The sequence below is a fragment of the Bifidobacterium callitrichos genome (assembly GCF_008698085.1).
Classification (GTDB): domain Bacteria; phylum Actinomycetota; class Actinomycetes; order Actinomycetales; family Bifidobacteriaceae; genus Bifidobacterium; species Bifidobacterium callitrichos.
In genome coordinates this window covers 913,253-926,931 of the sequence record NZ_RZJP01000001.1, presented here as the reverse complement: position 1 = coordinate 926,931, position 13,679 = coordinate 913,253, and the positions used below count along the sequence as shown (strand labels likewise).

The following is a 13,679-nucleotide window of genomic DNA, read 5'->3' as shown; positions in this document are numbered from 1 at the left end:
GGCAGGCAGTGGCTGCGCTGCGGACCGGTCGATCGCGTTCGATGACCATGGGAAGAGGAGGGGAGGGCGTCATGATGAAGACGCTGTTCGCCATGATCTCGCGCGAACTGAAGGCCAACGTGAAGGTCTGGCTGATCTGGAGCGTGGTGATCATCCTGTTCAACATCGCCGGCGTGATGAAGTTCGAGGGTATCGCCGGCGGTGACGCCGACGCCGTGCGCAAACTCACCGATGCCTTCCCGAAGGTCGCGCTCGCCGTCATGGGCATCTCCGACCTCGACATGTCCACGTTCGCCGGATACTACGCGGTGATCGAGTTCTACACCGGCATCATGGCGGCCGTCTACGCGGTCGCGCTCGCCCGCAACGCGGTGTCGCGCGAGATGACGGATGGCACCTACGAGTTCCTGTTCGTGCGGCCCGTCTCGCGCACCACGATTCTGAGCGCGAAACTCGTGGCGGCGTTGGCGGATGCGATCGCGTTCGTCGCCGTCAACTGCGTCTCGTCGTTGCTGTGCCTGCGACTGCTGGGCGATGTGCCCGGGCTCAATGACGTTACGGCCGCCACGGTGATCTGGCGGTTCTCCGTCTGGCTGTTCGTCATGATGCTGGTCTTCGGCGCAATCGGGGCCTGCGCGTCCGCGGCGTGCCCGCGCCCGGAGCAGGGGGCGTCCATCGGCAACGCATCGGTGGTCGTGGCCTATGGTGCCGGCGTCGTCTTCGACATGTTCTCCGATCATGACGCGTCGGTCGTGGCGCGGGTGCTCTCCCCGTTCCGCTATGCCACACCGCGTGAGGTGATCGACGGACGGATGCCCGTGCCGTTCGCCGTATTGGCGGTGCTGATCGTCGTGGTCGGGTTTGCGGCCGCGTACCGTCTGTTCGCCACGCGCGATCTGGCCGTGCGCTGATCGTGGATCGTGCTGGTCGATGCGCTGGACTTGCGGGCAGAAGTGAAGCGCGGATTCCAGTGCGACACGCCGAGTTTTGCGATCGCGGGAAAACGTGTAATATATCCACTTGTGCCTCGCGAGAGTGAGAAACACACGGCCCCGTAGCTCAGTTGGTTAGAGCGCCGCCCTGTCACGGCGGAGGTCACCGGTTCAAGTCCGGCCGGGGTCGCCAGCAACGGGCTTCCGAATGATTCGGAAGCCCGTTTTCGTATTCGGTTCGGATTAGCAGCGGATCATGCCGCGTGCGCCATCTGCAGTTCGGCGGCGAGTCGATAGTAGCCGATGAGCTGATCGACCAACGCGGGCCACGTGCGGCTCTTGACGGCCGCAAGTCCATTGAATCCCATGGTCTCGCGCAGCGTGGGATCCTCGATCAGACGCTCCACGCACGAGCGCAGATCCTCCTCGTCGTCGGGATTGAACAGCAGACCGGTCCTGCCGTCCGACACGAGATCGAGCGGTCCGCCGGCGGCCGGAGCCACGACCGGCAAGCCGCTGGCCATCGCCTCCTGAATGGTCTGCCCGAACGTCTCCTCGGCTCCCGTATGCACAAACACGTCCAGCGCGGCGTACGCGTCGGCCAGTTCATCGCCGTGCAGCATGCCGGTGAACACCGCGTGCGGCAGAAGCTCCTGCAGCTCCTCCTCGCAAGGTCCTCCGCCCACGATGACCAGGCGCATGCCGAGCCCGTCCAGCGCCGCAAGGCGCTCGACCTGCTTCTCCGGGGCGAGCCGGCCGACGTATCCGATGACCGGCAGGGCCGTGCCGCCGCTCCACTTGTCGTGCAGCTGACGCACCTCGGCGCGTTCCCGCCGCCGAGGATTGAACAGCCACGAATCGACGCCGCGGCCCCACTGCCGGATGAGGTCCGGGGCGACGCCGAACGATTCGAGCCGTTCGGCGGCCTGCGTCGTGGGGGCGAGCGTCAGCGTCGCCATGTTGTGCATCTGGGCGATGCGTGCGCCCACGATTTGCTCGGCGCTTTCGCCCGAGGCCTTGCTGACCTTGCGCAGCCACCCGGTGTGCTTCGGTATGACGCCGTCGACGACGCCGTCCAGCGCCTCGCGGACGAACCGCCGAGCGTACTGGGCCACGTCGGTCTGGTAGATCGCCACCGTCGGCACGCCCATCTCCTCGCCGGCGATCAGCGCCGCATGCCCGAGCTTCGATATCGGCGCGGCCACGTGGATGACGTCCGGACGGGGCAGTTCCTTGATGAGACGTATCACCGACGTCTTCGTCGGTACGGCCACGTTGAAGTTCTGAATCGGCCATGACGGGGTCGTGTCCACGTTGAAGCCGTCGTATTCGCCGTCGTCGGGAGCGGGCTGAGGGCTGATGACGTGGGCGTCGAACCCGCGTTCGCTGAAGCGGTCGAGAATGTGCTTCACGCTTCCGGAGACACCATTGGTCTGTTCCAGCGACGATTCGCTGACGACGAGTACCGAAAGCTTGCGTTCCTCGTACGCGGTCTGGTGCGTAGGAGGCTGAATGCTCGATAACGGATGCGGTGCGGTGTCTATGACGGTCACGAACCCCAGTCTAAAAGCCGTATCGCCTCTGCGTGCGGGTGGAACGACGGTGTTCACGCCCATGTTGCGGTCTGTTCATGTGGTGGTCCGTCCCGCTACGTAATCCGGTACGTAGCGGGACGGATTCCATGATCGGTTGCGTGGGATCGGTCGCGTGCGATCAGTGCAGGGCGAGGTTCGCCGCACCGATCAGACCGGCGTCCTGGCCGGCGGTCGCCGCGACGATCTTGGCATGGCCGCGGTAGGCGCTGCCTTCAAGGAATCGCGCGTAGTTGTAGCGGGCCGGGTCGAGCAGGATGTCGCCGACGGCCACCACGCCGCCGCCGATGACGAACAGGTCCGGGTCCAGCACTGCGGAGACGGCGGCCATCGTACGACCAAGCCACTCGCCGATCTTGCCGAACGCGTACAGGCCGAGCACGTCGCCCTCCTGCGCCGCCTGGGAGACCATCGGCCCCTCCAGCTTGTTGACGTCGCCTCCGCACAGCTCCAGCAGGCGCTTGGCGTCCTGCGGGCGGCGGCGCACGGCCGACTTCGCGAAGTGCTCCAGCGCGCTGCCGGACGTGTAGCGTTCGGCGCAGCCGCGCAGGCCGCAGCCGCAGGTGTCGCCGTCCGGCACCATGGGCAGGTGGCCGAGCTCGGCGGCCATGCCGAAGGAACCTCGGTACAGGCGTCCGTCGATGACGATCGCGCCGCCGAGTCCGGTGCCGACGGTCAGCGCCACCATGTTGCGGCTGCCTTGGCCGGCGCCGTGCACGTATTCGCCCCAGCCGGCGCAGTTGGCGTCGTTCTCGACGATGACCGGCACGGCGTGGTCGATGAGCGCTCCGACGTGCTCGGACAGATCGTAGTTGATCCACGCGGGGATGTTCGCGGCGATCGTGATGGTCTTGCGATCCGCTCCGACGTTGCCGGCCGCCGAGATGCCGATGGCCTCGATGTCGTCGTGGCCCGAGGCGACGGCCTGATGGTAGATGTCGGCGATGTGCTGGTTGATGGCATCGGCGTCCATCGGGGTGGGAACCCTCCAGCGCTGGATGATGCTATCGTTTGCGTCGCACACGGCCGCGGCGATCTTCGTTCCTCCGATATCGATTGCCAACGTGGTCATCGCTTCTCCTTTGATTGCTCCATTAGGCTGTTTCACTTGTGAAAGTGTAGTGATACCGGGTGATTGCGAACGCCCTTTCGGCATGTTTCGCCGGTGCTGACGCATGATTTGCGTCAAATGTCACCTGCCGTTCACCTATGGAAATGGCTTGATCGACGGGGATCAGCAGGGGAAAGCGGTGCTGATTTGTGTACGTTTACATTGCAAACGTTGCCACTTAGCGGGTCCGTTCGATGTTATTGCCTGACGGTCACGCGGCCTTGATGTGGAGCAGCTCCGCCAGTTCGCGCTCGAGCTCGTCGATGCGATGCAGCTGTCGGGCGATGAGCAGGTCGCGCGGATCCGGAGCTGTCGCTTCGGACGCATTCGTCGAGGTGTACTGCGTGGCGTCCAGGATATCCATGGCGTTCATCGCGTCCATCGCATCGATCGTGTCCGTGTTCGTGTCGGCGTGGATCAGGCGCATCCCGCCGCGGCCGTCGAGATTGCGGCCATCAAGACCGGGGGTGCGCGGGTATGCCGGCACATCGTGAAGGTCGCGCCAGCGGGCGAAGCTGCGTTCGATGCGCTTGTATCCGACGATCTTGGGGTCAAGTCCCGCCTCTCGGAACAGGGCTGTCGGGCTGTCGCCTTGAATGTAGCGTTCCAGACACTGCGTCTTGAATGCGTCCGTGTAGGTGATGCGGGTTGCGGTCGCGTGCTCGACCGCCGGAAGCGATTCGAGATACGTGATCTGCTCCTTGGTGAACGTCATTGTCTGCCGCCCTTTCGATGTTCCGATGTTCGTTGTTTCGAAATACCCCAACTCGTGTCTTCGGTCGTGCCTTGCGGCTGTATTGCCGTAGGTGATTCGAATCCGTAGGATGATCAACCACATGGTACATTCCGCAATGTGGTTAACGCTAACGGTTTGATAACAATTCCATATACGTGTACGCATGCTGGGCGGATTGGGCAGCTGGCCGGCGAGTGACGTGCGTTCCGGTTATCCACCGCGTCGTCCACCGTATCCACAGGTTTCGTGCCGATGTTTGTCTCTCTGTCGGATGCCTCCTAATGTGGCATGCACGAGGAGAACGATGGCGTTCTCCCACAAGCCTTCACAGAGGAAGGAAACGATCATGACGATGAGCGAGACGACGACGATGTGCGAGCGTGACGATTGGGGAACCCCCGCCTCCATCCCCGCGTTCCATGTGGCGAGCATGTTCCGACGGGCCGATCCGGAATCCTATGATGACGCGAGACGCGAGTTCTTCATCCAGGTGAACCTCAATCCGTTCCGCACGCGCAGCGAGGAGTTCCATCAGAGGATGGAGGACGCGTTCGACCAGTGGTTCACCTTCGACTATCACCTCGATCAGCTCGGTCTGACGCCGTTCGCGGTGGCCTCCGCCTACGCGCGTGACGAGAACGAGACCGTGGGGGAGCGCGGCTACGCGGAGCTGTGCGAGACGTCGCGGACGAACTTCGCCTCATGGTTCTGGGTGCGGGAGGCGAATGCCGCCGAATCGCGGATCGTGCTGGAGGACGTGATCAACGGCGGCATATACGGCGTGCGTGACTTCGCGACGGCCGCGGCGTTCGACGGCGCCAAGGGCGGGGCCGTGGTGGTGCGCATCGCCCGCGTGCGCGGCGCATGGCGTATGGTCGGCGACCCGCTGTTCCAGGCACGAAAGCCCGATTCCGCGCGATTCCGCCTGCATCTGGCCTCATGCCTGCGTACGTGGGACCCGAAGTTCATCGATCTGGTGCGATTGCTGTTCGGGTGTGACCCGCATCTCAAGCTTGATCTGAAGGACATGCGCTGGTGATCCCGTCATCGGGTCGGGCGCGTCCGCTCCATGGAGAACAGTGAGGGCTTCGCGGTCAACGTCGACCGCGAAGCCCTCCGTCTATAGGGCGATTGCAGAGGCATCGCCCTCGATGCGTGTCGTGGAATGGATGCCGATCAGTACTTGTTGGCGCCCTCACCCACGAAGTTCACCTGGAAGCCGCGCTGGTAGTGCAGGAACATGCTGGCGCCGTAGCGGTCGACCGGACGGTGGGTGAACAGCATGCGGATCGCGAACGCGGTCTGCACGTCCTCCGGCAGCGCGAGGAACGCCTTGTGGGCGTCCCAGTAGGGTTCACGCACGATGGCCGCATCCGGCACGTAGGCGTAGCCGTAGCCGTCGTCGTTCACGTAGCCCATGAACGGCAGCTCCCAGGCGTCGTAGCGGGTGAGCTTGGCCTTGTAGTCCTCGACCTCGGCGATCGCCTCGTCGCTGATGCCGAACGACTTGGCGACCTTGTTGGCCTCGGCGGTCTTCTCCTCCGGGGTCTTGTCGAACATATCGAAGTTGACGGTGATGACCTTCTTATTGTCCTCTGCCATGATGTTCCCTTCCTACGAGAAATCGAACAGGCAAAATGTTCGATTCTGATAGCGCGTTATGTACGTCTATGACGTTATCGATTGGCTGCAACAGGCGTTCAGGTGAACGTCCGAGACCTAAGAATAGCACTGCGAAATGTTTCAAATCGGTGAAGTGGTGCGATTTTCTGTCTCGTTAACCCTTAGGTAACCAGTTTGGTTGGTATTGTTCGTCAGGTTGAGTTTCTGTTCATATTCCCGCTCAAATGAACAGTGAGCTTGATAGTTTTGAGGTCGAAACGAACATTTGTGTGCGATCTGATATGCCGGTCCGGCGTGTCGTGATGCCGTGGCGTTCGGGCGCCTGCCGTGTTTCTCCGTCCCGGCCCTCGGTAGAATATGTGCGTCCGCCCCCGTAGCTCAGTCGGTTAGAGCAGCACCCTTATAAGGTGTGGGTCCTGGGTTCAAGTCCCAGCGGGGGCACCGTGCCGTCGGGGGCGCCATGCAGGCGTCGTGGTCACTTCGCCGGCGTGTTGTCGGTGCATTCGTCTAATATTCCGTAGGTTCCGGTTCACGCCAGCCAGAGGGGCATGGCGACCCGGGTCACCTGAATTCCTTAGGAGACATTATGAAGCAGGGTATTCATCCCGATTACCATGCCGTCGAGGTCCTGTGCTCGTGCGGCAACACCTTCGTCACCCGTTCCACCTACAACGGTGACCACATGACGGTTGACGTGTGCTCGAAGTGCCACCCGTTCTACACCGGCAAGCAGAAGATTCTCGACACCGGCGGCCGCGTCGCCCGCTTCGAGAAGCGCTACGGCAAGAGGACCAAGTAGCATACTTCACGCCAGCCCATCAGGTCCGGCGCGCATCCGCGCGATCCGGCCTGGGCTGGCTTTTTCATATCTTCTCCGCATTCGCCGTCATCCGCGGCGGGATGCGACCCGAAACGACAATCACAGGCAACACGGCAGGACGGTAAGGAAGGCTGCATGGCAGACGAACAGTTCCCCGCGGCGGCGACCGCGCTGGAGGAGTACAGGTCCATCGAGGAGCAGATGGCCAGCCCCGAAGTGGTGACGGACCCGGACAAGATGCGCAAGCTCGGACGGCGCCACGCCGAACTCGGCGCCATCGTCTCCGCATATCAGAGGTATCTCGGCATCCGTGACGATCTCGAGGCCGCGCGCGAGATGGCCGACGACGATCCCGACTTCGACGAGGAGGCCAAGCGACTCGAAGCCGAACTGCCCCAGGCCGAGGAGAAGCTGCGCACCGCACTGATCCCGCGTGACCCCGACGACGCGCGCGACGTCATCATGGAGATCAAGGCCGGCACCGGCGGCGAGGAGGCCGCGCTGTTCGCCGGCGACCTGCTGCGCATGTACACCCGATACGCCGAAAAGCGCGGTTGGACCGTCACCATCCAGTCCGAGAACGGCACCGAGCTCGGCGGCGTCAAGGACGTGCAGGTCGCCATCCGTGCCAAGGGCACGCCCGCCCCCGAGGACGGCGTATGGGCATCGCTCAAGTACGAGGGCGGCGTCCATCGCGTCCAGCGCATCCCCGTCACCGAATCGCAGGGGCGCATCCAGACCTCCGCGGCCGGCGTGATCGTCTTCCCGGAGGCCGACGAGGACGACGACGAGATCGAGATCGATCCCAAGGATCTGAAGATCGACATCTTCATGAGCTCCGGCCCCGGCGGCCAATCCGTGAACACCACGTACTCCGCCGTGCGCATGACGCACATCCCCACCGGCATCGTCGTGAGCATGCAGGACGAGAAGTCGCAGATCCAGAACCGCGCCTCCGCACTGCGCGTGCTCAAATCGCGACTGCTCGCGATGAAGCACGAGCAGGAGGCCGCCGAGGCCGCCGACATGCGTCACTCCCAGGTGCGCTCGCTCGACCGGTCCGAACGCATCCGCACGTACAACTTCCCGGAGAACCGCATCGTCGATCATCGTACGAACTACAAGGCGTACAACCTCGATCAGGTGCTCGACGGGGATCTGCAGGCGGTCATCGACTCGGACATCCAGGCCGACGAGGCCGAACGTCTCGCCAAGCAGCAGTGATCGCTTGGCCGGTGTGGTGCGGCTTATACGGTGCTCGACACACTCAAGGCCGTTCGGCCAAGCCTACGGTCGAGCACCGTATAAGCCGCACCACACCTCGTTCGTATTTCAAGTTGCGTTTTTGACAGGGGAGAGAGGTTTTGTGTCCCTGAATGAGGTGGTGAAGGCCGCTGCGGCTGAGTTGCGGGCGGCGGGGGTTGAGACGGCGGAGCATGACGCGAAGCTGCTGATGGCCGAGGCGGCCGGTGACGGCGTCGAGCTGCGCGATGTCGACAAGGCGCTGCTGATGGGCGAAGACCTCGCCTATGACGCCGCGCGGTTCGATGCGATGGTCGCGAGGCGGGCGAAGCGCGAGCCGCTGCAGCATATCGTGGGCCACGCGCCGTTCAGGTATCTCGATCTCGTGGTCGGGCCGGGGGTGTTCATTCCGCGGCCGGAGACCGAGACCGTGGTGCAGGCGGGATTGGACTGGATCACGCGGCAGGGCATGTACCATCCGCGCGTCGTCGATCTGTGCGCAGGGTCCGGCGCGATCGGGCTCGCCGTCGCAAGCGAGGTTCCCGGCGCCGAGGTGTGGGCCGTCGAACTGTCGGCCGAGGCGTATGCGTGGACCGAGCGCAATCATGTGCGCGTCGCGCGGGCGTACCCGTCGGTCGCCGGCAACTACCATCTGGAACGCGGCGATGCGACCAGTCCGCTGACGCTGCCGCAGCTCGACGGCACCGTCGACATCGTCATCACCAACCCGCCGTACGTGCCGCTCGATCAGGTGCCGGAACAGCCCGAGGTGCGCGACTTCGATCCGGACATGGCCCTGTACGGCGGGTCGGCGGACGGCGTGCTCATCCCCGAGCGGATCATCCTGCGTGCGGCCGGACTGCTGCGCGCAGGTGGCGCGCTCGTCATGGAGCACGACATCTCGCAGGGCGATCGACTCGTCGCCTTCGCGCGCGCCAACGGCTTCACCGAGGGACGCACCGACAACGACTGGACCGGTCGCCCTCGCTTCCTCTTCGCCGTCAAAGGCTGAAGCGGCCCGGCCCCTACTGCGCGTATTCCTGATAGACGCTGGCGTCCCTGTCGGTGATGGTCTTGATGACGTGCGCGGGGTTGCCGACGGCCACCGAGTTGGCCGGAATGTCCTTCGTGACCACCGCGCCCGCGCCGATCACGCAGCCGTCGCCGATGGTCACGCCGCCCAGCACCGTCACGTTGCCGCCGAACCAGCAGTTCGAGCCGATCGTGATCGGCTCGCCGTACTCGTAGTCGTAGGCGGTGCCGTCGGCGCGCCTGCGCACGTTGCGATCCTGCCAGCGCAGCGGGTGCATCGGCGGCAGCAGCGAGACGTTCGGACCGAACAGCACGTCGTCGCCGATCGTCACCGGCGCGCAGTCGAGCACGGTGAAGTTGAAGTTCGCGAACACGCGGTCGCCGATCGTCGTATGGCATCCGTAGTCAAAGAACACCGGGCCCATCACGTCGAGGTTCTCGCCGTGACCGGGCAACAGCTCGTCGAGGATCGCCCTGCGCGTCGCATCGTCGTGACGCGACGTGGCGTTGAACCGGGTGCACAGGTCGCCGGCATTGCGGCGCAGTTCGTCGAGCTCGGCGTCGGACGCGTCGTACAGTCTGCCGGCGAGCATCTCCTCGCGCTCCGAGCGACGCGGCGTGCGCAGCTCGATGGGCGGGATGCGGAACGGGTCTGCGGCGCCGGTGGTGACGTTGTCCGTGGTGGGCGTGGGCTGATCGGTCATCTGATCGGTCATGGTGATGGCTCCTTTGCATGATGTGTGCATGCTGCGTGCATGCTGTGTGCATGGTGCGTATGCGCGCCGCATACGGTTTTCGATGATTGTCATCCGTCGCCTACACATCGTAATGTACGCCCGTACATAATGGACGTTCGTCGCGTGGCGCTGCGATCGGCCTTCCACGGTTCGTGCTGCGGTCCGTGCGCAATGATGCAATGATAGATTGTGTGCCGATCCATGGGCCAGACGGATAGTGCTGGTCATGTGGACGCAAGAATGGATGAAGGACGATGAGCGAGACGACGGACGGGCGGAGGACGATGATGACGCGGATCGAGAAGGAGAGCAAGCGATGAGTGAGATTCTTGCGGTGAACGACGAGGCGCTCGCCAAGGCGGCCGAGATCATCAGGGACGGCGGACTGGTGGTCATCCCCACGGACACCGTGTACGGCATCGCCGGCGACCCGCGCAACGGCAAAGCCATCGACCGCATCTACGAGCTGAAGCGCCGACCGCGGTTCAAGGCGCTGCAGGTGCTGCTCGCCGACGTCGATCAGCTCGACGAGCTCGATCTCGCGCTGCCCGCGCCGCTCAACCGTCTCGCCGCACGATTCCTGCCCGGAGCGTTCTCGCCGATCGCCGTCGCGAAGGACGGCTGCACCCTGCGCACGCTCGCGAAGGACGGCACGCAGGGCGTGCGTGTCCCCAATTCGACGCTGTGCCTCAAGGCACTCAGGGCGCTGGGACCGCTGGCCGCATCCAGTGCGAACCTGTCCGGCGGCGAGAGTGCGCAAAGCGTCGCCGAGGCCGTCGAGGCGTTCGGTGACGCCGTGCCGCTGTATCTGGACGGCGGCAGCACGCCCGGGCACGTGGCCAGCACCGTCGTCGCCGCCGACCCGCACGAGCGTGACGGCATCCGCATCCTTCGGGAGGGCGTGATCCCGCAGTCGGCGATCCGCGAGGCACTCCACGTCAACGGCGGAGGGCTCGGCGCATGAGAATCTACCTGTTCATCGCCGCCGTCGCGGGCGGCGCCACCTACCTGTTCACTCCGATCATCCGTCATATCGCCATCGAGATCGGCGCCGTCGGCAAGGTGCGCGCGCGTGACGTGCACACCATCCCCACCCCGCGCATGGGCGGACTCGGCATGCTGCTCGGCTTTGCCGTCGCCATGCTGTTCGCCAGCCACATCCCGTTCATCCAGGGGCTGTTCGAAAGCACGCGGCAGGCGTGGGTGGTGCTGATCGGCGCGGCCCTGATCTGCCTGCTCGGCATGGCCGACGATCTGTGGGATCTTGACTGGATGCTCAAGATGGCAGGGCAGTTGCTCATCTCCGTGTTCGTCGCATGGGGAGGCCTGCAGATCATCTCGCTGCCGTTGGGATCGCTCGTCACCGCATCCCCCAGTCTGTCGATGGCGATCACCGCGTTCCTCATCGTCGCGTCGATCAACGCGGTCAACTTCGTCGACGGACTCGACGGACTGGCCTCCGGCATCGTAGCGATCGGCGGCATCGCCTTCGCGATCTACTCCTATATATTGGCGCGTACCTCGCCCTCGTACGCGTCGATGGCCACGCTCATCGACGTGGCGCTCGTCGGCATCTGCGTCGGATTCATCCTGCACAACTGGCATCCGGCGAAGCTGTTCATGGGCGATTCCGGTTCGATGCTCCTCGGCTATCTCATCACCTGCGCGTCGATCGTGATGACCGGGCGCATCGACCCGGCTTCGGTGCACACCAGTATCTATCTGCCGGTGTTCATGCCGATCCTGCTGCCGATCCTCGTGCTCTTCCTGCCGGTGCTCGACATGTGTCTGGCGATCGTGCGACGTCTGTCGAAGGGACAGTCGCCGATGCACCCCGACCGCATGCACCTGCATCACCGCATGCTCCGGATCGGCCACACCGTGCAGGGCGCCGTGACGATCCTGTGGGCGTGGGCCGCGCTCATCGCCTTCGGATCCCTGATGATCCTGTTCTTCAAGGCGTGGCACGTCCTCATCGGCATGGCGGTGGTCGGCGCGGTGCTCGCCGTGGTCACGATGTACCCGTACCTGAAACGCCGCATCCCCGAGATCCGCGCCGAAAACGAAGGCGCCAAACACGTGCGCAACGGCAAGTGAGATCCCTCCTTCTGGGAGCAGACAATCGAACGGAAGTCTGATGAACGGCAGTGAAACTCCGGAAGAACGGATGTGGAACGCCCATAGGCGATTGTGGTTTCCTACGTCAATGCACTTTCATATAGTGGTCACATGGCTACAAACCTCGATATGAACGCAGAATCCGCGTATGCTCCCCTTCCGCCGATTTTCGCGAAGCTTGGCCTCGCCTATGACGATGTGCTGCTGCTGCCGAACGAGACGGACGTCATTCCCTCCGAGGTGGACACCACCACCCACCTGACCCGCAAGATCACGATGAAGGCTCCGGTGCTCTCCGCCGCCATGGACACCGTCACCGAGTCCGAGATGGCCATCGCCATGGCCCGTAACGGCGGCATCGGCGTGCTGCACCGCAACCTGTCCATCGACGATCAGGCCGCTCAGGTCGACGTCGTCAAGCGCTCCGAGTCCGGCATGATCACCGACCCGCTGACCGTCAACCCGGACGTCACCCTCGCCGACCTCGACAAGCTGTGCGGCAAGTTCCACATCTCCGGCCTGCCGGTCGTCGACAAGGACAACAAGCTCGTCGGCATCATCACCAACCGCGACATGCGCTTCATCGCCTCCGAGGACTACGACCGCCTCAAGGTCAAGGACATCATGACCAAGGAGAACCTGGTCACCGGTCCGTCCAACATCTCCAAGGAGGATGCGCACGACCTGCTCGCCAAGCACAAGGTCGAAAAGCTGCCGCTCGTCGACTCCGAAGGCCACCTGACCGGTCTGATCACCGTCAAGGACTTCGTCAAGACCGAGCAGTACCCGGACGCCACCAAGGACGAGCAGGGCCGTCTGCGCGTCGCCGCCGGCGTCGGCTTCCTCGGCGACGCCTGGCAGCGTGCCTCCGCCCTGATGGAGGCCGGCGTCGACGTGCTTGTCGTCGACACCGCCAACGGCGAGGCCCGTCTGGCCCTTGACATGATCTCCCGCCTGAAGCACGACTCCGCCTTCGACGGCGTGCAGATCATCGGCGGCAACGTCGGCACCCGCTCCGGCGCGCAGGCCATGATCGACGCCGGCGCCGACGCCGTCAAGGTCGGCATCGGACCGGGCTCCATCTGCACCACGCGTATCGTCGCCGGCGTCGGCGTCCCGCAGCTCACCGCCGTGTACGAGGCCGCCCAGGCCTGCCGTACCGCCGGCGTGCCCTGCATCGCCGACGGTGGCATCCACTACTCCGGCGACATCGCCAAGGCCCTCGTGGCCGGCGCGTCCTCCGTCATGCTCGGCGGCACCCTCGCCGGCTGCGAGGAGGCTCCGGGCGAGAAGGTCCTGCTGCACGGCAAGCAGTACAAGCTGTACCGTGGCATGGGCTCCCTCGGCGCCATGGCCCCGCGCGGCAAGAAGTCCTACTCCAAGGACCGCTACTTCCAGGCCGACGTCACCTCCAACGACAAGGTCGTGCCGGAAGGCGTCGAAGGCGAGGTGCCGTACCGCGGACCGCTCAACGCCGTCCTCTACCAGATGATCGGCGGCCTGCACCAGTCGATGTTCTACATCGGCGCGCACAACATCGCCGAGATGTCCGAGAAGGGCCGCTTCATCCGCATCACCGACGCCGGCCTGCGCGAGTCGCACCCGCACGACATCGTGATGACCGCCGAAGCGCCGAACTACTCCGGCTTCCACAGCAACTGATCGAACGTGACGATTCGAACGTGACGGTTCGACGCTGACGACAGGAATGGTCTCCTCCCGAATTTCGGGAGGAG

13 protein-coding genes and 2 tRNA genes are annotated in these 13,679 nt (G+C 64.3%); 10 read left to right on the top strand and 5 right to left on the bottom strand.

What is annotated here, in order from left to right; translation table 11 throughout:
• The first annotated feature begins 71 nt into the window (after positions 1-71).
• Together EMB92_RS03995 and EMB92_RS03990 are read left to right on the top strand one after the other, a co-directional pair.
• The gene (locus EMB92_RS03995; RefSeq protein WP_043164896.1) at positions 72-911 is read left to right on the top strand and encodes a DUF2705 family protein; all 840 of its coding nucleotides are present in this window, start codon (positions 72-74) and stop codon (positions 909-911) included.
• Positions 912-1,048: 137 nt separating this feature from the next.
• Positions 1,049-1,125: transfer RNA gene (locus EMB92_RS03990), tRNA-Asp, on the top strand.
• 61 nt (positions 1,126-1,186) lie between these two features.
• Here the strand turns inward: EMB92_RS03990 and EMB92_RS03985 are convergent.
• From EMB92_RS03985 to EMB92_RS03975, 3 genes are all read right to left on the bottom strand, one after another.
• Entirely contained in the window at positions 1,187-2,548 is a 1,362-nt protein-coding gene (locus tag EMB92_RS03985) for a glycosyltransferase family 4 protein (RefSeq protein ID WP_150393830.1), read from the bottom strand.
• A gap of 97 nt (positions 2,549-2,645) precedes the next feature.
• Positions 2,646-3,596: an ROK family glucokinase gene (locus EMB92_RS03980; RefSeq protein WP_043164897.1), complete on the bottom strand. Its 951-nt coding sequence runs from the start codon at positions 3,594-3,596 to the stop codon at positions 2,646-2,648.
• 250 nt (positions 3,597-3,846) lie between these two features.
• Positions 3,847-4,350 carry a hypothetical protein gene (locus tag EMB92_RS03975; RefSeq protein ID WP_150393829.1) on the bottom strand — a complete coding sequence of 168 codons (504 nt, stop codon included), beginning with the start codon at positions 4,348-4,350 and terminating at the stop codon, positions 3,847-3,849.
• 367 nt (positions 4,351-4,717) lie between these two features.
• On the opposite strand from EMB92_RS03975, the gene EMB92_RS03970 reads away from it, so the two are divergent.
• Positions 4,718-5,410, top strand: coding sequence for a hypothetical protein (locus EMB92_RS03970; protein WP_150393828.1), 693 nt, complete (start codon positions 4,718-4,720; stop codon positions 5,408-5,410).
• Between the two features lie 137 nt (positions 5,411-5,547).
• On the opposite strand, the gene EMB92_RS03965 is transcribed toward EMB92_RS03970, so the two are convergent.
• Positions 5,548-5,973 (bottom strand): glycerophosphodiester phosphodiesterase, encoded by a 426-nt coding sequence (locus tag EMB92_RS03965; RefSeq protein WP_150393827.1) that lies wholly within the window; start codon positions 5,971-5,973, stop codon positions 5,548-5,550.
• 388 nt (positions 5,974-6,361) lie between these two features.
• Here EMB92_RS03965 and EMB92_RS03960 point away from each other — a divergent pair.
• The 4 genes from EMB92_RS03960 (at position 6,362) to prmC (ending at position 9,068) form a co-directional block, all read left to right on the top strand.
• Positions 6,362-6,435, top strand: a tRNA-Ile gene (locus EMB92_RS03960).
• A 145-nt stretch (positions 6,436-6,580) separates the two neighbouring features.
• Positions 6,581-6,793, top strand: a complete 213-nt coding sequence (rpmE, locus tag EMB92_RS03955; RefSeq protein ID WP_043164901.1) for a 50S ribosomal protein L31 — start codon at positions 6,581-6,583, stop codon at positions 6,791-6,793.
• Between the two features lie 156 nt (positions 6,794-6,949).
• Complete coding sequence (prfA, locus tag EMB92_RS03950; protein WP_150393826.1) at positions 6,950-8,038, top strand: peptide chain release factor 1; 1,089 nt, start codon at positions 6,950-6,952, stop codon at positions 8,036-8,038.
• 142 nt (positions 8,039-8,180) lie between these two features.
• Complete coding sequence (gene prmC, locus EMB92_RS03945) at positions 8,181-9,068, top strand: peptide chain release factor N(5)-glutamine methyltransferase (protein ID WP_150393825.1); 888 nt, start codon at positions 8,181-8,183, stop codon at positions 9,066-9,068.
• Positions 9,069-9,081: 13 nt separating this feature from the next.
• Here the strand turns inward: prmC and EMB92_RS03940 are convergent, their stop codons facing one another.
• On the bottom strand, positions 9,082-9,681 hold the full coding sequence (locus EMB92_RS03940) for a sugar O-acetyltransferase (RefSeq protein WP_150393952.1): 600 nt from the start codon (positions 9,679-9,681) through the stop codon (positions 9,082-9,084).
• A gap of 460 nt (positions 9,682-10,141) precedes the next feature.
• Here EMB92_RS03940 and EMB92_RS03935 point away from each other — a divergent pair, with 460 nt between their 5' ends.
• The 3 genes from EMB92_RS03935 (at position 10,142) to guaB (ending at position 13,605) form a co-directional block, all read left to right on the top strand.
• Complete coding sequence (locus tag EMB92_RS03935; protein ID WP_043164905.1) at positions 10,142-10,789, top strand: L-threonylcarbamoyladenylate synthase; 648 nt, start codon at positions 10,142-10,144, stop codon at positions 10,787-10,789.
• On the top strand, positions 10,786-11,922 hold the full coding sequence (locus EMB92_RS03930) for an MraY family glycosyltransferase (protein ID WP_043164907.1): 1,137 nt from the start codon (positions 10,786-10,788) through the stop codon (positions 11,920-11,922). The genes EMB92_RS03935 and EMB92_RS03930 overlap by 4 nt, the downstream gene beginning before the upstream one ends.
• Positions 11,923-12,054: 132 nt before the next feature.
• Positions 12,055-13,605 (top strand): IMP dehydrogenase, encoded by a 1,551-nt coding sequence (gene guaB / locus EMB92_RS03925; protein WP_043164909.1) that lies wholly within the window; start codon positions 12,055-12,057, stop codon positions 13,603-13,605.
• Positions 13,606-13,679 lie beyond the last annotated feature (74 nt).

Coding starts and splice junctions, on each gene's coding strand:
- EMB92_RS03970 (WP_150393828.1), top strand. CDS start 4,718: ATGACGATGAGCGAGACGACGACGATGTGCGAGCGTGACGATTGGGGA.
- EMB92_RS03975 (WP_150393829.1), bottom strand. CDS start 4,350: ATGACGTTCACCAAGGAGCAGATCACGTATCTCGAATCGCTTCCGGCG.
- guaB (WP_043164909.1), top strand. CDS start 12,055: ATGGCTACAAACCTCGATATGAACGCAGAATCCGCGTATGCTCCCCTT.
- EMB92_RS03995 (WP_043164896.1), top strand. CDS start 72: ATGATGAAGACGCTGTTCGCCATGATCTCGCGCGAACTGAAGGCCAAC.
- EMB92_RS03980 (WP_043164897.1), bottom strand. CDS start 3,596: ATGACCACGTTGGCAATCGATATCGGAGGAACGAAGATCGCCGCGGCC.
- EMB92_RS03935 (WP_043164905.1), top strand. CDS start 10,142: ATGAGTGAGATTCTTGCGGTGAACGACGAGGCGCTCGCCAAGGCGGCC.
- EMB92_RS03940 (WP_150393952.1), bottom strand. CDS start 9,681: ATGCTCGCCGGCAGACTGTACGACGCGTCCGACGCCGAGCTCGACGAA.
- prfA (WP_150393826.1), top strand. CDS start 6,950: ATGGCAGACGAACAGTTCCCCGCGGCGGCGACCGCGCTGGAGGAGTAC.
- EMB92_RS03965 (WP_150393827.1), bottom strand. CDS start 5,973: ATGGCAGAGGACAATAAGAAGGTCATCACCGTCAACTTCGATATGTTC.
- EMB92_RS03985 (WP_150393830.1), bottom strand. CDS start 2,548: ATGGGCGTGAACACCGTCGTTCCACCCGCACGCAGAGGCGATACGGCT.
- EMB92_RS03930 (WP_043164907.1), top strand. CDS start 10,786: ATGAGAATCTACCTGTTCATCGCCGCCGTCGCGGGCGGCGCCACCTAC.
- rpmE (WP_043164901.1), top strand. CDS start 6,581: ATGAAGCAGGGTATTCATCCCGATTACCATGCCGTCGAGGTCCTGTGC.